Source organism: Yeosuana marina, assembly GCF_011762485.1.
Classification (GTDB): domain Bacteria; phylum Bacteroidota; class Bacteroidia; order Flavobacteriales; family Flavobacteriaceae; genus Yeosuana; species Yeosuana marina.
The window spans coordinates 64,158-83,597 of record NZ_JAAKGI010000014.1 but is presented as its reverse complement, the minus strand read 5'-3'; the positions used below and the strand labels follow the sequence as shown (position 1 = coordinate 83,597).

The 19,440-nt window shown below is 32.0% G+C and carries 15 protein-coding genes; 4 read left to right on the top strand and 11 right to left on the bottom strand.

What is annotated here, in order from left to right:
* Window positions 1-34: 34 nt before the first annotated feature.
* The 6 genes from bshA to G5V56_RS11930 form a co-directional block, all read right to left on the bottom strand.
* A complete protein-coding gene (gene bshA, locus G5V56_RS11955) occupies window positions 35-1,171 on the bottom strand; it encodes an N-acetyl-alpha-D-glucosaminyl L-malate synthase BshA (RefSeq protein ID WP_166965288.1) in 1,137 nt (378 codons plus the stop codon).
* A 14-nt stretch (window positions 1,172-1,185) separates the two neighbouring features.
* A complete protein-coding gene (locus tag G5V56_RS11950) occupies window positions 1,186-4,104 on the bottom strand; it encodes a glycoside hydrolase family 3 N-terminal domain-containing protein (protein WP_166965286.1) in 2,919 nt (972 codons plus the stop codon).
* A gap of 122 nt (window positions 4,105-4,226) precedes the next feature.
* The gene (locus G5V56_RS11945) at window positions 4,227-5,708 is read right to left on the bottom strand and encodes a DUF3570 domain-containing protein (protein ID WP_166965284.1); all 1,482 of its coding nucleotides are present in this window, start codon (window positions 5,706-5,708) and stop codon (window positions 4,227-4,229) included.
* 44 nt (window positions 5,709-5,752) lie between these two features.
* Window positions 5,753-5,962 carry a DUF4266 domain-containing protein gene (locus G5V56_RS11940; RefSeq protein WP_166965282.1) on the bottom strand — a complete coding sequence of 70 codons (210 nt, stop codon included), beginning with the start codon at window positions 5,960-5,962 and terminating at the stop codon, window positions 5,753-5,755.
* Between the two features lie 70 nt (window positions 5,963-6,032).
* A complete protein-coding gene (locus G5V56_RS11935; protein WP_240911309.1) occupies window positions 6,033-7,022 on the bottom strand; it encodes an FAD:protein FMN transferase in 990 nt (329 codons plus the stop codon).
* Window positions 7,019-7,465: a thioredoxin family protein gene (locus tag G5V56_RS11930; RefSeq protein WP_166965280.1), complete on the bottom strand. Its 447-nt coding sequence runs from the start codon at window positions 7,463-7,465 to the stop codon at window positions 7,019-7,021. Before G5V56_RS11930 ends, G5V56_RS11935 begins: the two co-directional genes overlap by 4 nt.
* A gap of 311 nt (window positions 7,466-7,776) precedes the next feature.
* Between G5V56_RS11930 and G5V56_RS11925 the strand changes: the two genes are divergently transcribed.
* The 3 genes from G5V56_RS11925 to G5V56_RS11915 are packed head-to-tail and all read left to right on the top strand — an operon-like array spanning window position 7,777 to window position 11,576.
* Window positions 7,777-8,289 carry an RNA polymerase sigma factor gene (locus G5V56_RS11925; protein WP_166965278.1) on the top strand — a complete coding sequence of 171 codons (513 nt, stop codon included), beginning with the start codon at window positions 7,777-7,779 and terminating at the stop codon, window positions 8,287-8,289.
* 52 nt (window positions 8,290-8,341) lie between these two features.
* Window positions 8,342-9,286: a FecR family protein gene (locus tag G5V56_RS11920; protein WP_166965276.1), complete on the top strand. Its 945-nt coding sequence runs from the start codon at window positions 8,342-8,344 to the stop codon at window positions 9,284-9,286.
* Entirely contained in the window at window positions 9,276-11,576 is a 2,301-nt protein-coding gene (locus G5V56_RS11915) for a FecR domain-containing protein (protein WP_166965274.1), read from the top strand. Before G5V56_RS11920 ends, G5V56_RS11915 begins: the two co-directional genes overlap by 11 nt.
* 169 nt (window positions 11,577-11,745) lie before the next feature.
* Here the strand turns inward: G5V56_RS11915 and G5V56_RS11910 are convergent, their stop codons facing one another.
* The 5 genes from G5V56_RS11910 to G5V56_RS11890 all read right to left on the bottom strand — a co-directional run bounded on the left by G5V56_RS11910 (window position 11,746) and on the right by G5V56_RS11890 (window position 16,585).
* Window positions 11,746-12,231 (bottom strand): ABC transporter ATPase, encoded by a 486-nt coding sequence (locus tag G5V56_RS11910; protein WP_166965272.1) that lies wholly within the window; start codon window positions 12,229-12,231, stop codon window positions 11,746-11,748.
* A gap of 8 nt (window positions 12,232-12,239) precedes the next feature.
* Window positions 12,240-13,031, bottom strand: coding sequence for a (Fe-S)-binding protein (locus G5V56_RS11905; protein ID WP_166965270.1), 792 nt, complete (start codon window positions 13,029-13,031; stop codon window positions 12,240-12,242).
* 112 nt (window positions 13,032-13,143) lie between these two features.
* Window positions 13,144-14,451 (bottom strand): (Fe-S)-binding protein, encoded by a 1,308-nt coding sequence (locus tag G5V56_RS11900; protein WP_166965268.1) that lies wholly within the window; start codon window positions 14,449-14,451, stop codon window positions 13,144-13,146.
* An 11-nt stretch (window positions 14,452-14,462) separates the two neighbouring features.
* Window positions 14,463-15,416: an MlaD family protein gene (locus G5V56_RS11895; RefSeq protein ID WP_166965266.1), complete on the bottom strand. Its 954-nt coding sequence runs from the start codon at window positions 15,414-15,416 to the stop codon at window positions 14,463-14,465.
* Window positions 15,417-15,466: 50 nt separating this feature from the next.
* Window positions 15,467-16,585, bottom strand: a complete 1,119-nt coding sequence (locus tag G5V56_RS11890; protein WP_166965264.1) for an N-acetylmuramoyl-L-alanine amidase family protein — start codon at window positions 16,583-16,585, stop codon at window positions 15,467-15,469.
* Between the two features lie 87 nt (window positions 16,586-16,672).
* Here G5V56_RS11890 and G5V56_RS11885 point away from each other — a divergent pair, with 87 nt between their 5' ends.
* On the top strand, window positions 16,673-19,432 hold the full coding sequence (locus tag G5V56_RS11885; protein WP_166965262.1) for a putative LPS assembly protein LptD: 2,760 nt from the start codon (window positions 16,673-16,675) through the stop codon (window positions 19,430-19,432).
* Window positions 19,433-19,440 lie beyond the last annotated feature (8 nt).

Genomic DNA, 19,440 nt, shown 5'->3' with positions numbered 1-19,440 from the left:
ATACAACATTAATTAAACTTAATAAGAAAAATGATTACAACGTTAAACATCGGGATAAGGTGGCTTGGTAAATAGCCTCATATTGAGGAACTATTTTATGAAGATCATATTTTAAAGCTTCCTTTCTGGCATTTCTTTTAAAAGTTTCCAAACGATTTTCATCACTCAATATATAAATAGCATTTTTTGACATGTCTTCTACATCACCTACATCACTTAAAAACCCAGAAACACCATGTATATTAACTTCTGGAATACCGCCTGTATTACTTGATATGACAGCTGTACTAGAGGCCATAGCTTCTAATGCCGCTAATCCAAAGCTTTCTGTTTCTGACGGCAGTAAAAACAAATCACTAAAACACAGTATTTTATCAATCTCATTACTTTTCCCAAAGAAAACAACTTTATCTGATATGCCTAATTTTTGACATTGCATCTCGATATTTTCGCGCTCTGGCCCTTCGCCTACCAACATTAATTTTGCCGGAAGTTTCTTTTGGATATTATAAAATATACTAATAACATCTTTAACTCTTTTTACGGCCCTAAGGTTACTAATATGTGTTATTATTTTTTCATTTTCTTTGGCCATCATAGCGCGTTGACAGCCTTTAAAGGAATTAGAGTATTTGTCTAAATCAATAAAATTAGGCACTACAGTAATATCATTCTTTATATCAAATAAACGCAATGTATCCTCTTTTAAACTTTGAGATACTGAAGTTACTGCATCAGATTTATTGATACTAAAGGTAACCGCTGTTTTGTAAAACGGATGACTCCCAACAAGCGTAATATCTGTGCCATGAAGGGTTGTTACAATAGGTACATAAATTCCGTCTTCTTGTAGCATTTTTTTTGCCATATAAGCTGCATAGGCATGTGGAATAGCATAATGTACATGTAAAACCTCTATTTTATGAAGTTTCACCATATCAACTAATTTACTTGATAATGCTAACTCATAAGGTAGATAATGAAATAGCGGGTATTCTGGAACAGTTACTTCATGATAATGAACATTATTACTCAATAACTCTAACCGTACAGGTTGGTTATAAGTTATAAAATGAATTTCATGTCCGCGTTTAGAAAGTTCTAAACCTAATTCTGTAGCAACTACACCACTTCCTCCAAATGTAGGATAACAAACAATACCTATTTTCATACTAATATTTTTTTTTAATCAACAATTGCTTCATATATCAAGCGTTGAATTTTTGTTCTAATATTTTCTTTTAGCAATATATTTGCTCCTACATGTGGGTAGGTTCTGTTTGCTAAAAATACGTATACTATGTCTTTCTCTGGATCAGCCCATGCATAGGTGCCAGTAAAACCAGAATGTCCAAAACTTGTCATGGACACACACCCACATGTAGGTCCTTCCTCTTCTAACTGCGGTTTATCAAATCCTACACCTCGCCTATTATCTCTACTACAATAATAACATGTATTAAATTTATCGATAGTTTCTGGTTTAAAATAGCGCTTTCCTCCATAAAATCCTTTTTGTAAATACATTTGCATAATTTTAGCTACATCATTAGCATTACTAAAAACACCTGCATGTCCACCTACTCCATTCTCCATGGCGGCTCCTCTATCATTCACATAGCCACGGATTTCTTGATGCCTGTAATAATCATCTATTTCAGTGGGTACAATGTTCTTGTCTCTTATTTTACGATAAGGATTATACATAGTCATATTAGCTCCTAACGATTCATAAAAATGATCTTGTACCAATTCATCTAAAGGTTTGTCGTAATGTTTCTCAATAAATTTCTTTAAAATATAATATGGTAAATCACTATATCTATATCGTAAATGACTCAATAATTTGCTATCTTTTATTATCGTCTGCATTGAATCGGGATAATCACTTCTTAAATATAAATTTTTACCCACTTCAATATTAAACTTACTACTATAACCATTTCTGTAGTATTTTGGACTTGGTTCTTTAGTTACAGGATCTAGCGTCGCTGCATAAAACGGGATCCAAGGTTTTAATCGCGCATAATGAGAAAGCATTTGTTTAAAAGTAATATTCTTTTTATTTGATGTTTTGTATTCTGGTAAAAAATCAGATACTTTATTATCTAATGATACAATGCCTTGCTCTTCTAATTCCATAAATAAAGGCAAGGTTGCCAATATTTTTGTTAATGATGCTAAATCATAAATGTCATTAGAAGTCACCTTCTCTTCACCATCGTAAGTGTGTTTGCCGAAATTTTTATTGTAAATAACCTTTCCTCTTCTAGCGACTAACAATTGAATTCCAGGTGTCATTTTATGATCTATAGCATATTGCGCAACAGAATCAATCTTTTTGAGTTTTTCTGAACTCATTCCAACACGCTCTGGAATAGTATAACTTAAACGCTGTAAAGGATTGTTTTTAATTCCATCTCCAACCTTAAAAAAATCTCCTACGGAAACAGGTAAACTTCCTTTAGAGGGAATAGCTCCAAAAATTAACTGAGCAGATTTTTGTTGAGCTATTGGACTGTTTTGATAACTCATGATAATGCCTTCGATATTCTCTATGGTATGCAAATCTGAAAGTGCATAAGGTTTAACGAATGCATCTAAAATAACGGTATTCGTTCGTGCTATTTCATATAGCCAAGTCAATTCCTTATCAGTAAACTCATAGCTTTTCCATGGGTTATCATTTGATCGATGAAATCCAATAATTACGGTGTTATACGATTGTAACTGGGCTATTAATTCATCTAATTTGTCAGCTTTAACCTCATGAATCTTCGTATACTTTTTTAATTCGTCTAAAAAATACGATCCGTCATCATCTCCCATTTTTACATACGCAATACGTTTGGTTTCTAAACGTCTCAATGGTAATATGTCTGACTTGTTTTTTACCACAGTTAATGCATTTTCAATCAAATCTTCGTATAAAACATCATCTTTAACCTTGTTTAAATCATTAACTAAGTTAGAAACTTCAACAGGTTTATAATGATTTAATCCTACTTTAAATTTAGCCTTTAAAATTTTCTTTACTGAATATTCTAAACGTTCTTCAGTTATTTTACCTTCATAATAAGCATCTGTAATTTTAGAAATTCCTATCGCTGGATCTTCAGACATCAAAAGGATATCATTTCCTGCTAGAAATGCAGCTAAATCAATGTCTCCAGCTTCGTCAAAATCGGCAACGCCTTTCATAGTAAGTGCGTCAGAAATAACAAGTCCTTTAAACCCCAACGAATCTTTTAAAATATCCGTTATAATATGATTTGATAATGATGATGGATAATCTGATTTTGTTTCTAAACTCGGAACATTTAAATGAGCTACCATCACACTAGAGAGTCCTTGCTTAATCAGTTTTTTATACGGATACATTTCTACAGAATCAATCCGTTGTGCATCAAAATCAATAGTTGGTAAGGTTTTATGCGAATCTGTTTCGGTATCACCATGACCTGGAAAATGTTTGGCATTGGCCAAAACACCAGCACTTTGCATACCCTTCATAAAGGCTAAAGCTTTTTCGGTAACATTATCACGATCTTCGCCAAAAGAGCGATTTCCAATAATTGGGTTTTTAGGATTGGTATTGATATCAACCACAGGAGCAAAATTTAGATGAACACCCAAACGCTTGCAATGCTCTCCTATTTGTCTTCCAACCTGTTCTATTAACTTATTATCCTTGATAGCACCAAGAGTCATATTCCACGGAAAAGCGAATGTAGAATCTAATCGCATGCTTAAACCCCACTCTGCATCCATACTAACCAATAAAGGAATCCTTGAAACTCCTTGCAACTCATTATCAAGTTTAGCTTGACTTACTGGATCTCCTTTTGAATATATAATACCGCCAATATTATAATCCTTGATTAACTCAATAATCTTTTTTTTAGAAACTTCATCTTCATTAGAAAATACCTGAACAGTATATAATTGGCCTATTTTTTCTTTGAGGGTCAAGGTGTTATAAATACTATCTACCCATCGTTGTTGAGCATAGGTATTGGAGCTCAATAGAGGGTCTTTTGAACTTTGACTTAAAACAATTTGAACACTAAAAAATACTAAAAAAGCAATTTTGAAATAACGCATAAAGATGGATTAACTATAGATTTTTGGCTAAAATACTTAACTCAAAAAACTATGCCAAATTACTGCTTTTAGTATCAAAAATAAAAGACTTTAAGATAGATTTATAACTACGTTATAAACATTTAATCTAAAACAAATTTAAAGCCTGCTGTTATGATACTTGCTTTTAAACCTGTACTTCTTTTATAGTTATAATATTTTAAATCAATATTCTTTAACCCTAGTCCCCAGAGGTGCCAGCTGGCAAAAATATCGGTATATCCAAAACCAAATCCATATTGATTGGCGTTAAATTTTGATAAATCATAATCTGATGTATAGAACGTACTGGTTGACAAATTCTGCTCATAAGGTGCAAAATAATCAGCCGCTGTTTGATTATAGTATCTATACGATGGATATAAGGTCCACTTTGGACTTATCTTAATAGGTATTTCTATATTAGCTGTATTTGATTTAATACCCCAGTCGTCCGTATAAAAGCGATAATAGGTTCTCAAAACAAACGTTTCATTTAAATAATAGTTAAAGTTCATCCCTATGGGTAATTTTAAACGGCTACTAGGCAAACGCTCCATATCATCAGCTAATTGAAATACATTCTTGTTACTACGTGATGTATAATTAGGGATACTGGCAGGGTCCCCAATATAATAATTAGCAACGTCTGAAAAATAAACCCGTTGCATAGGATTTGATAACCATCCTTGTTGTTTTACAACATCAAAGAACAAGGAAAACTGTGCGTTTTTATTCAATATTTGAGCAAAACTAAATGATACCGAATAGGAGTTCCTTGATTTATTTTGAATATAACTATAGTTTACAGGATTCCAAACTGGTGTAGTATTACCAGTTTTATCTATGGCCACACCATTTTGATTATAAATAGGCACACCCTGAAAATAGTTGCTGTTTAAACTTTTATTTCCTTGTAAATACCAATGCAATTCAGTTGGATATTTAGGGTTCCATTTATCTAAATAGACATTAGCACTTAAACCAAGAGTTGTATTTTTATCATTAAATAATTTTGTGAGTCCGCCTCCAATTCCCAAGGAATTATAATCAAATTCATGAGATACAGAAATATCGCCGTCCACAATAGTATTTCTGTTATCCGAACTATGAGCATAGCTCCCTGTAATATTTCCCCAGATATCTGCTCTTGAGGCGCCTGATGATGCTGCCCATGGAGTTGGGGCAGTTACATAAGCATAGTTTGTTACTTTCTTAGTTGTTCCTTTTGAAGCAGATGTAATAACCGTTGTACTAGATTTTGGTACTTTTATGGTTCTGTCAAAAGGATTTAAATTACTTGAAGATGCCGAAGAATACGTTGATATTCCTGCATCTATGGTTAACACATCGTCGTCATTTAACGGAACACTTACAACGACGGTTGGTGTGAAATCATTAAGCTTTTCACTTCCAATACCTCCGGTAACTGAAGCATTATCGCCATCTTGGTTATAATAACTTGTTAAAAAATCTGCTTCAGCAGTTTCTAAAACTCGCTTCTTGTAGGTATTGGTTTGATTTTGAGCAAATGTAATTGAAGAGTATAAAATTGCAAAAACTATTAATTTATAGGTTGCTTTCATGAATTTACTAAATAAATGATATTGAAATTTGTTTTTAAAAATGACTAGTTACACCCACAGCCACCACCAGACTTTCCGCCATTAGCCCCAGAAGCTCCTTCTCTATACACTTGAAAATTTCTTTCAAACCTATCGGATTTCTTTCTCGATAAAGCCATATCTGGGTCATTAAGATTTACTTTTTCATACTCCTTTACCGCCACGCACGATGTAAAAGAAATGACTCCTACTGCCATTATTATTATTTTTTTCATTTGCTATTTTTTTATTGTAGATGATTTTTAACACGAAACAGTTCTATTATTATCAACTTAGTTGCAGGCATTATTTCGCATTTAATTGTTTTAAATTTATATTGTGTGAGGTGTGAACTTTATTGTCTTTATCAACCAAAATACACTCTACGCCTTTTAATTGATTTACAAAATCTAACCCAACATCTACACCCATTACAAAAATTGAAGTAGCCAAAGCATCCGCTAACTCTGCATTTGCAGTAAATATAGAAGCGCTTAAAAGACCTGTGCTCGGGTATCCCGTTCTTGGATCAATAATATGAGTGTATAATACGCCATTAAATTTGACATATTTTTCATAATTACCAGAGGTGACAACTGCCGAATTACGCACCGGCATCCATGAAAACACTTTTTCTTTATTTATAGGGTTTACAATAGCAACCATCCAATCCTTTCCATCAGGTTGTGTTCCCCAAGTATTTAAATCACCAGACGCATTTATAATTCCTGCCTTCACTCCTTTACTTTTAAGTAAGGCCTTAGCCTTATCAGCAGCATACCCTTTGCCAATTCCTCCAAAACCAATCTTCATGCCTTTTAGTTTTAAAAACACGGAATGATCTGCTTCGTTTAAAATAATATTATGATATCCTACTTTGGCTACAGAGTTTTTAATGGCCTCTTCACTGGGCATTTCTTTCATACTTCCATCAAACTTCCAGATTTTGTCCATGGATGCATAACTAATATCAAAAGCACCTTCTGTTAAATTGGAGATTTTTATAGACCGCTGTATGAGATCAAACAATTCTTTATCCACTACAACTGGTTTTATACCAGCATTTCTATTGATTTCAGATGTTTCTGTAGAAGGATCCCATGAGGAGATCATTTTTTCTATCCTTGAAATTTCATTAACCGCAAGATCGATATAAGAATCTCCTTGTTCTTGATTTTCAGCAACAACTGAAATATCAAAGCGACTCCCCATAAGTTTTAACGTTCTTCTATACACTTCCTGTGAAAACGTTAAGGAACTTACTAAACACAGTATTCCAAAAAAATAATTTTTCAAAGTAACGGTTCAAATGAAGTTAATTTATCAAAATAGGCTTTTGGAGATATTTTTTCATAACCCATCTTACCCAATACTTTTCCATTTGAATTGAGCACAACTACCAAAGGAAAGTAACCTTCATTATTATACAATTCTGCCAATTTATCATTTTGAGCCGTTTGTTCTTTAGATAGTTTATTAGCTTTTTTCCGTGGAAAATCTGCCTTTAGCATCACAAAATGATCTTTAGATAGTTTCTTAAATTCTGAACTACTCCATATTTCTTTATTTAGTTTTATACAAGGGCCACACCAATCAGATCCCTGAAAAACTAAAACAATATTTTCATTATTTTTTGAAGCCTCTTGCTTTGCTTCATCAAAATTTGTTACCCAATTTTGACCAAGCATGTTAAAACTAAAAACAAGTGCAAGTGCACTAAAACAAAGTATTTTTTTCATTTGTATTAAATTTTAAATGATATTAACGTTTTTATGATGTTTACTTCAGTTGAATATGTTGCCACAAACAATTGTGTTTATCTATATTACAATTACTTATAAAATAACCCTACCTAAAAAAATAAAGCCTTAAAAATTTAAGGCTTTATAACCATCAATCAATCAAATAACTTGTCAAAAACTTAATCAGTGGTTTACTATAACCGTAATTTAGTTATAGACAGAATCATAAATATTACATCTAATTAAAAAAATACCCTACCCAAAAAATTATATTTTTTTACATAGCTTTGAGCCCAAATAATATGTAGATGGGAAATGAATTAAAAAACGTTTGCAACGAAGTTGTCTTTGAAAGTGTTTTTAATAACCATGCAAAAGACATCAAACGTTTTATCTTTTCTAAAACAAGAGACACAGACTTAGCTGAAGATATTGTGCAAGATACCTTTGTGAAAATTTGGGAAGACTGCGAAAAAGTAGTTTATGATACTATTAAGAGTTATTTATATACTATTGCCAATAATTTATTTCTAAACATTGTAAAACATAATAAAGTAGTAGACAATCATCAACAAGGCTATAAAAAAGATAGCACCAATGAATCTCCAGAATTTTTGCTGCTGGAAGAAGAATTTTTAATTAAACTAGAGAAAACAATAGAAAATTTACCCGAAACGCAACGTGAAGTATTTTTATTAAATAGAATAGAAAAAATGAAATATAAAGACATTGCAGAGCAGTTAGGTATTTCTGTTAAAGCCGTTGAAAAACGCATGCATGGTGCACTATTAGTACTACGCGAAAAAATTGGAAACGTTTAAAAAGTAGGGTTTTATATTTTTTAATTGTATTAGAACTGATAAAAGATAATTTATGGACATGAAAACTACGAATCATGATACTGACACTTTTTTGGCTCAATGGATTGAAGGAGAGCTTTCTGACGCTGATTTTAAAAAATTAGTCGGAGATAAAGAGTTTAGTGCCTATAAAAAAATTAGAGCTGGTATAGATGTTTATGAACAACTACAAAAACCATTAGACACTACTTATGCTAAAGTTAAAGAAAAAATAAAGCATAAAAAATCTACAAAAACAAAAATAATACCACTATACGCAAAAATAGCTATTGCTATAGCAGCTTCTATCGTGTTGTTTTTTAGTGCAACTATATTTTTCAAAACAAATACGATCGCTTATGCATCTAATTTTGGTGAGCAAAAAAGTGTTCTTCTTCAAGATGGATCAGAAGTCTTACTGAATGCAAAATCGTTATTAAAATACAACAAAAAAGATTGGAAATATAAAAGAGAAGTGTTTTTAGATGGTGAGGCATTCTTTAAAGTAACAAAAGGAAGCACCTTTAAAGTAGTTACCAATAATGGCAGTATAACAGTTTTAGGAACACAGTTTAACATCAATACAAACCCGGATTTTTTTGAGGTTGTATGCTATCAAGGCAAAGTAAAAGTACATAGCAATAATAAAGACTTTATATTAACTCCTAACCTATCTGTTAGAAGCACTAACGGTGTTTTTGAAGAAGAAACATTAGAGTCTTTACCTCCAAATCCGTCTTGGGTTAATGGAGAAAGCAGCTTTAGAAGAGTGCCTTTAAAACAAGTTGTTTTAGCTTTAGAAAAACAATTCAATATAAAATTTGATACTTCAAAAATTGATGACTCCATTATTTTTACAGGAAGTTTTGATAATACAAATTTAAATGTAGCTCTTGCCTCCGTTTTTGAGACTGTTAACATTAAATATACTATTTTAGACAAGAAAATATTATTGTCTAAAGAGTTTAATGAAATTTAGTATTTATCTCCTAATTATACTATTACCGTTTACTGCTTTTTCTCAAGAAAATGCAGCGTTTCCAATTCAATTTAACAAGGTTCCAGCTAATGAGGCCATACTAAAAGTTGAAAAGGTTTATAGTGTTAAAATATCATATCCCAATAAACTTATTGATAATAAAATTGTCTCATTAGAAGATAAAAAACGTACGCTCCAAGACGTTCTTGATGAATTATCAGTCGTTTTAAATGTTAGTTTTAAAATCATTAATCAACGATACATTGTTATTAATGAAGCAGAACATGAGGCTAATTACCAACAATTAGATGAAGTTATCATAAAAGACTATTTAACCAGAGGAATTACTAAAAGTGTTGATGCCTCTTTTACCATAAAACCCAAATTATTAGATATTTTACCTGGTCTTATTGAGGCTGATGTTCTTGAGAGTATCCAAGAATTACCGGGTGTTATAAGTCCCGACGAAACGGCTTCTGGCTTAAATGTTAGAGGCGGAACGCCCGATCAAAATCAAATTATATGGGACGGAATCAATATCTATCATAGCGGGCATCTTTTTGGAATGATTTCTCCATTCAATCCCAATATAACTGAAAGTATCAAATTTTATAATAAAGGTACAAACCCACGTTTTGGTGAGAGAATTTCTAGTGTTGTTGATATTTCTACAAGTAACAATATTCCTGAGAAAATTAATTCTGGTTTTGGATTTAATGGCATTAGTGGGGATGTTTATTTTGAAGCTCCCCTGATAAAAAACAAATTAAGTATTTTAGTGGCTTACAGAAGATCCTACGAAAACTTATTTGAAACAGGAACCTTTAAAAGAATGGAACAAAAAGTATTTCAAAACTCTTCTATTTTAGATAATGAATACTCTGAAGAAAAATTCCATTTTAATGATTATAATTTAAAGTTAAACTATAAATTAAATACTAACAACAAAATATCGGCTAGTCTTATTCATATTGATAACGATTTACAACATGATTATCAAAATGTTACTAAAAACAGATTTTATCAAGATTACTTAGATACAGAAAATAATGGGTTTAGTTTAAATTGGAGAAAAAACTGGAGTACTAAAACAAAACAAATCACCCAATTAAGTTATTCTGATTACGGACTAAATTATAGTTTTATAACAGCTGATAATGAAAACCAAACATCAGATTTTGATAAAGAAAATTATATAAAAGACTTTGATTTTTCAACTGAAATTTCAACACTAAGCAACAACAATACAAGCAGTTTTGGTTACCAAACATCTTTTAAAAATGTGCGTTACGCTTTTGCTGAAACAACTGATTTGGAAAATGTTTTAGACACAAACAATTCAAAAATAAACACACATTCTCTTTTTGCTAATTACTCAAACCGACATTTAAAGTCGTTTAATTTTGATTTAGGATTGAGGGCAAGTTACTATAAAGAACTTAATGCATTTAGGCTTGAGCCTAGACTATTGCTTATTAAAAAACTTGGCAATCACCTTAAGTTACAAGCCTCTGGCGAAATTAAAAATCAAATTATTTATCAAATTAATGAAAGTGTTTTTAGTGATATCTCTAAAAGCAACAAACTTTGGAGATTGTCTGACGGAAATGAATCGCCTATTGTAAATGGTAAACAAATAACCCTTGGATTACTTTACCATAATAGAGGTTGGAGCTTTGATTTTGATTCATATTTTAAAAAAGTAAAGGGAATTAGCTCACTGTCGTCTGGTGTTTTTAATGAAGAGGCCCAAAATTATCGCATCGGAAATCAGCATATATATGGTTTAGATTTCTATGCTAAAAAAGATTTTAATAAAATTAAAACGTGGATAAGTTATTCAATTAATAAAACCGACAATAGGTTTGAAGGCATAAACAATAATCAGTATTTTACAGCTAGTAATGAAGTAAACCATGCTATATCTACTTCTATAGCCTATAAAACAAAACGATTACAGGTTGCTTTAGGCTGGAAATGGCATACAGGAATGCCATATACCATAACAACTACTAACCCTAATACCAATAACGTTGAATTTGTAGGCGTCAATACAGAACGACTCCCAAGCTATCACAGATTAGATCTCTCTTCTGTTTATAATTTTTCTTTTTCAGAAAAATCTAATACAAAAGGGAAAATTGGTTTTTCTATTTGGAATTTATATAATCAAAAAAATCACCTAAGTAGAGGAATGATTGAAAACAACGGTTCAAATGATTCTGTTGTCATTGAAGATTATTATTCCCTGCATCTAACCCCTAATTTTCTGTTTAGGGTGAGTTGGTAAAGCTGAATTTAATTTATTTTAAGTATTATGTCTCCTTGAGAGCAGTAAAAAGGTCTTTTGTGTTCATTACTAAGGAGTTAAAACAGAAGTATTCTGAAGAAATAGAACTAAAATTTAACAGATTGCTTCACGGCGTTCGCAATGACACTTTATTTAGGTTGGATAACCATTACTTCAAAAATCTACTATGCCAACTTTCACTCGCTGGAACTTCCCAATTTTCTTTAAATTCAGCAATAGTATTGACTAAATTATTAAACACGATAGTGTTTTTTGAAACAGCTTTGTCTTTAGCCATTTGCCTAAAATCGGTTAATGTTTTATAAGCTACAAATTCGCCTTGTTTATAAGAAACATTCATTTTATCTAATAAATCAACATTAAAATCTTTTTCTAACTGTTGTATAAAATGAACAGACGCATCAATTGAACAACCGGAAGCGCTATTAATGTTTTGATTTAAACCAATGACTATAAATCGTTTATATTTAATACAATAGCCAGACTGCAAGTCACTACCATGAACAGTCCAGTTTTCTATAAACTCCTCTAATCTTGATTGTATCTCTTCAATCTCTTCTTCTGAAAATGATCGGTTGGCTTGGTAAATCCAAACTCTTGATTCATCGGGTAACGTATTAAAATCTACTAGCATATTCTTTTTTATAAATCTTGAGCATTAGCAATCAATTCTGCAATATCCATTACAGGAACTTCATTTTCTTTTTCTTTGGCTTTAACACCATCGGTCATCATGGTGTTGCAAAATGGGCAACCTGCAGCTATAATTTCCGGTTTTATATCCAACGCTTGTTCGGTACGTTCTATGTTCACTTCTTTATCTCCTTTTTCGGCATCTTTAAACATTTGAGCTCCTCCTGCTCCACAACACAAGCCGTCTTTTTTGCAGTTTTTCATTTCAATTAATTCTGCTTCCAATTTTTTTATTAAATCTCTTGGAGCTTCATACACATTATTGGCTCTGCCTAAATAACAAGGGTCATGAAAAGTGATACGTTTTCCTTTAAACTGTCCGCCTTCAATGGTTAAACGACCATCGTCTAACAGGCTTTTTAAAAATTGTGTATGATGCAATACTTCGTAATTTCCGCCAAGTTCTGGATATTCGTTTTTTATAGTGTTAAAGCAATGTGGACAAGCTGTGACGATTTTCTTTATTTCGTAAGCGTTCATTACTTCTATATTGGTAACAGCTTGCATTTGAAATAAAAACTCGTTTCCTGCTCGTTTTGCTGGATCGCCCGTACAACTTTCTTCGGTTCCTAACACCGCAAATTCTACTTGAGCTTTGTTTAAAAGTTTTACAAATGCTTTTGTTATTTTTTTGGCTCTGTCATCAAAACTACCTGCACAACCCACCCAAAATAATACCTCTGGTTGTTTTCCTTGAGCCATAAAGTCGGCCATTGTTGGTACATTAAGTAATTCGCTCATTATTTACGGTTATTTTGCGTTAGGGATTGAGGCATTTGTTGGAGCTCTTTTTTGTTTTTCTCAAAAAAAGCGACTGCCGAAAGCCCGACCCTCGGGTAACGCCATTACTAATTTATTCGTTTTTCCAGTTTAATCTGTCCATTTGATTGTATGGCCATGGAGCACCATTGTTTTCTATGTTGGTCATCATATTGTTTAATTCCGTTGGAGCTGCTGATTGCTCCATAACCAAATAACGACGCATATCTAAGATAATTGACAAGGGATTAATGCTTACCGGACAAGCCTCTACACACGCATTACATGAGGTACATGCCCACAATTCTTCTCTTGTTATATAGTTATCTAACAATTGCTTTCCGTCGTCTACAAAAGTTCCTTTATTAGCATCTATATTCTTGCCAACTTCTTCTAATCGGTCCCTGGTATCCATCATAATCTTACGAGGTGATAGTTTTTTACCTGTTTGATTTGCAGGACATTGACTTGTACAACGACCACATTCTGTACATGTGTAGGCGTTAAGCAATTGTACCCAATTGAGATCTTGCACGTCACTAGCTCCAAATTTTGCAGGCATTTCTGCATTGTCTGCTGGAGCAGCAAACGGATCGACATTGGGATCCATCATCATTTTGACCTCTTTAGTAACAGCTTCTAAATTATCAAACTGTCCTTGAGGTTTTACGCTTCCATAAAATGTATTTGGAAACGCTAATAAAATATGTAAATGCTTTGAAAAGTAGAGATAATTTAAGAAAATTAAAATACCTATAATATGGAACCACCAAGCAGTTCTTTCCATGCTATGTAAAGCACTTTCTGAAAAACCACTAAACCAAGGCGCTATAAATTGACTGATAACGTTGCCTGAATTCATGGATTGAAAATGAATATCGCTCGCATTCATGATTAAAAACAACGACATTAACACAACTTCGAAATACAATATGTAGTTAGCATCATTTTTAGGCCAGCTAGTCATTTCTTTATTCCAAAATCGCTTTATTTTTAAGATGTTTCTACGAATCCAAAATACAATAACAGACACCAAAACTAAAACAGCAAGCACTTCAAAAGCACCAATTAAAAAGCCATAAACGGAAACTGGCAAGACACTTAATCCTATGCGGTGCGTTCCAAAAAGACCGTCTATAATAATTTCTAAAACTTCTATATTGATAATTATAAAACCAATGTAAACAATAACATGTAAAATTCCTGCTATTGGACGATGAACCATTTTGCTTTGGCCTAAGGCTATCATAGCCATATTTTTCCAGCGTTGTGATTTGTTATCACTAACATCAACGTCATGACCTAATTTAATATTACGACTTAATTTTTTGACATTTTTAGAAAAATAACCGATACCAATAAATAGTAAAACAGCAAAAAGTATGTTTGTTATATAATCCATGTAAAAATGGTTTAATCTTTTTCTTTTATTTCATTACCATCAGCATCATATTGTTTTGGTTTTTTACCAAACAAAGAGAAATGAACATAGCGTTTAGGATTCAATTTCATGTCTTGAAGTAATTGTTCTAACTGCAAACTAGCTCCTTCTAAATTGCTATATAAACTGTCGTCTTTTAGTAATTTGCCCATAGAACCTTCGCCGTTTTCAATCCCTGATAACACGGTGTTTAAGCTGACTACTGTAGTATTAAGTTTTTTTAGAGTATCATCTAAATTTGCTTCTTTTAACTCGGCAGATAATTGTGATAAGTTTTGACTGGTAGTCTTAAAGTTCTCTAGAATGATAGCTATATTTTCATCATTTTTTGAAATTAAACCATTTGCAGAATTTGATAGTTGCTTAAAACTCTTTAAAGTTGTATTTAATTCGGCTATAGTTTGTTGTAAGCCTCTATCAGATTCATCAATAACTATTTTATTAATATTTCCTAAAAGCGTATCTGTAGTTTTTAATGTTGCATTTAAATCTGTACTTACTCCTGAGAAATTTTTTGAAAGACTTGTGATAAGTCCAACTTCTACTTTAGATTTTAAAACATCTCCTGGTTTTGCCTGTTCTCCATCGTTGCTTATTAAAATAGCTAACGCATTACCGCCCATCAACCCTGTTTGATATAATTTAACGATACTGTTTTTAGAAAATTTTAATTGATCACTTACAGAAAAAGCGACTCTTGTTTTACCCGTTTTGTACTCATAATTTATTTCTTGAACTTTACCGACTGTATTACCTTTAACGGTAACTACAGATGAAGTACTTAATCCATTATAATCAAATTCAGTATAATATAAATCGTTGGATTCAAATAGGTTTTTACCTTTTAAATAATTAAACCCAAAGATAAAAAGGACTATTCCCAGTAATACTAATATGGCTGTTTTAACTTCTTTTGTTATTTTCAAAGTAACTGTTTTAGATAAACAAATTTAAAATAAATTTGAAAAGAATGAGATTAATTAGCAGATGTTTTTAAAGCATCATCTAAGGAGATTTTTTTACCATCTTTAAAAGCTACAATAAAACTGGACTTGTAACCTTTTGTTTTTGCTATTTCCTCTAGCTTTTGAACTTTATTGAAATCTGGTGTAGAACCGTAATAGTACTTATATAATCCACCTTCTTGCTCCCTAGAAATATCATCTAAAGTTTTAAAATTATAAGGCTTTGTGGCAATTTTTCTAGATCCTGCAGCTATTTGCACTTTAAAAATGATATCATTATCAGAACTTGTTGGTTGATTAACTTCCTGCTTATTCGTTGCTTCAGCAGCAACCATATCTTCTCCAACATTTTGATTGAGTGAATTCTTATAATTAACAATTGCTTCTGCTATTGATTTAGCTATTTCTTGCTGTCCGCGTTTTGAATTTAAAAAAGCCCCTTCAGTTCTATTAGTAATAAAACCTGTTTCTACTAATACACTAGGCATGACTGTTTGATGCAACACAATAAAACCAGCTTGTTTAACACCTCTATCCTTTCTGTGTAACTCTTTGACAAAATTCTTTTGTATATGGGTAGCTAACTCAATACTTTGATCTAAATATTCTTCTTGAGCTAGGGTTAACCCGATAACGGCCTCAGGAGAATTAGGATTAAAATCAGAATACTTTTTCTCATAATCTTCCTCAAAATATATGGCTTCGTTTTCAGCTTTAGCCACCTCAAAATTTGTTTTATTTCTATGAATTCCTAAAACATACGTTTCTGCACCTTCGGCTTGTGTGTTATGGGCATTACAGTGTATAGAAACAAACAAGTCCGCTTCAGCTTTATTAGCTATTCTACCTCGTTCAAATAAATCTACAAAAACATCTGTTTTTCGTGTATATATAACTTTAATATCTGGGTTTTTCTCTAGTTCTGCTCCTATTGCCAAAACAATTTTAAGAGCAATATCTTTTTCTTTATAGCCATTTTTTGTTGGTCTACCGGGGTCTTTACCTCCATGACCTGCGTCTAACACTACAACAAATTTGTGCGAAAGTTTGATATTATTGGCCATTAACAAGGGTGAGCATGTTAATACTATAATAAAAGATACGAAAAGTAATACTCTGTGCGTTTTCATATTAATTTTAACGGCTTAAAAGCGTGCTTTATTTTAATTTTAAATTTTATTTGATAAAGAAATAATCACAAAAAAAATATTGTAATTTTGATTTTTCAAAAACCGAGCCATCTTTTTACAAAAATACATTTAAAAGCGTTGCGTACAAACAACTTTCAATTACTTTTTGCACTAAGTTTTACATTGTTTATAAACATGTTAAGCTTTGCCCAAGATATACCGAAAAAGAGTCCTACTATAAAACCTACTACTGAGAATGACAGTTTAGTTTTAAATACTCAAGACATAGATGCAATTCAAATTTCTGAAAAAGCTCAGGACAGTACTTTAAAAGATTCTGTTAAGCCTAAAAAGGGTTTATTAGAACATATTGTTGATTATAAAGCAACTGATTACACGTCCTTTAATCAAAAGAAGCAAAAATTTTATTTGCATAATGAAGCTGAAATAACATACGGTGATATGAATATTAAAGCAGGTGATATTACTATAGATTACAGTAAAAATGAAGTGTACGCCAAAGGCCTTATAGATTCTCTAGGTGTTTATACTCAAGCTCCTGTTTTTACTCAAGGTAGCAATGTAGTTGAACCAGATTCTATTTTATTCAACACTAAAACTCAAAAAGCACTCATTTACAATTCGAAAACAGAACAATCTGGAGGAACAGTTATAGCTGAGTTAACAAAAAAAGAAAACGATTCTGTTTATTTTATTAGAAGAGGAAAATACACAACTGCCGAAGATTTAGATGATCCTGAATATTACATCTTATTAAGAAAAGCAAAAGTAGTTCCTGGAAAAAAAATAGTAACCGGTTTAGCCAATCTTTTTATTTATGATGTTCCCACGCCAATTGGACTCCCTTTTGGTTTTTTTCCGCAGTCTGAAAAACAAACATCAGGAATTTTATTTCCAACGTTTGGAGAGCAAAGTAGTCGAGGATATTTTCTACAAAATGGTGGGTATTATTTTGCGGTTAGTGATTATGTAGACTTGGCTGTTTTAGGAGATTATTATACAAATGGTAGTTATGGCTTTCGTTTAGAAAGTAATTATGCCTTACGATATAAATTTAGAGGAAATTTTGGGTTTCGCTATGAAAACTTAATAAGTAGTGAACGTGGCTTCCCAGATTATAGCAAATCAACCGTATATAATTTGCGTTGGTCTCATAGTAAAGATGGAAAATCAAGCCCAAACTCAAGATTTTCAGCCTCGGTTAACTTAGGAAGTAGCACCTATTACCGAACATCTTTAAATCAAGTGAATACAGGTAATTTCCTTAATAATACGCTTTCGTCATCAGTTTCTTATTCTAAAACGTTTCAGGGTGAACCACAAGTGAATTTTAGCGTTACCGCTACACATTCGCAAAATACCAATACAGAACAAATTAATATGACATTACCAACCTTTCAAGGAAGTGTTGGTAGAATATTTCCTTTTGCACCAAAAACAGGCTCCAAAAAAGGAATTATACAAAACATAAATCTTCAGTATAACTTAAGAGGAGAAAACAGAATACAAACAACAGATTCATTGTTCTTTAAAAAAGAAATGTTTAGAGATGCTAAAGCTGGTTTTCAACATTCAATCCCATTGAGCACAAATTTTAAAGTATTTAAATACTTTAGTTTAAGTGCGAGTACGAATTACAATGAAGTTTGGACCTTTAAAACTATTAATAAATATTACGACCCTTTAGAGAAAAAAACGATCTCGGAAGAAATTAATGGTTTTGATTCTTTTAGAACTTATAACTTCAGCGCCAGTTTAGGAACCACTATTTATGGGATGTTTGATTTTGAAAAAGAAGGTAAAGATCCTAAAATACAGAAAATTAGACACGTTATGAGGCCTTCTATAAGTTATAGTATTAATCCGGCTTTTGATAAATATTACGATACTTACGAAGTAGTGAGTGCAGATGGTTTAACGACTAGCGACGTAGAGTACACGAGATTTGAACAAGGTATTTTTGGCTCGCCCAGTAAGAATTTTTCAAGCTCAATAGGTCTATCCTTATCTAATAATCTTGAAGCAAAAGTAAAAGACAGAGACACCACAGCAACAGAGCCTAAAAAAATTACTCTTCTAAATAACTTAAACTTTTCAACATCCTATAATTTAGCAGGAGATTCTTTGCAATGGAGCCCTGTTAGAATGAGTGGTGGTACCCAACTTTTTAAAAATAAAATGAGTGTAAACTTTGGAGCCACATTAGATCCATATGCTTTGGATAACAATAATAACAAAATCAATAAATTCAATATTGATAATGGAGGAAGCTTATTTAGGTTAACAAGCGCGAATCTTACCATGAGTTACTCATTATCAAGCAAAAAAGGTGATAAAAAAGACAACAACAACAACGACCCTAGCATCCAAGAAAATCTTCGAAGTGGAGGTCGTGATGATGATTTATTCGGTCGTTCAGACGACTTTACAAGTCAACGATTTGATGAGCAAAAAGATAATAAAGAAGAAGAATCAAGCACTTTTTATAATTTCAAAATACCCTGGAGTTTACGAATTGCTTATGCTGTAAATTATAGTAATTCAAGGCGCCAAAATGAAATATCCTCACACTCATTGATGTTTTCTGGTGATATTGACTTATCTCCCAAATGGTCTGTAGGAGCCTCTTCTGGTTACGATTTAAAAAATCAAGGATTCACTTACACACAGTTACGTTTTGAACGTGATTTATTAAGTTGGAGAATGAATTTTAGTTGGGTACCATTTAGTTCTAGAAGTTCTTGGTATTTCTTTATTGGTATTAAGTCTAGCATCTTAAAAGACCTTAAATACGATAAACGAAAACAACCAGATTTACAACTATAAAACTATAT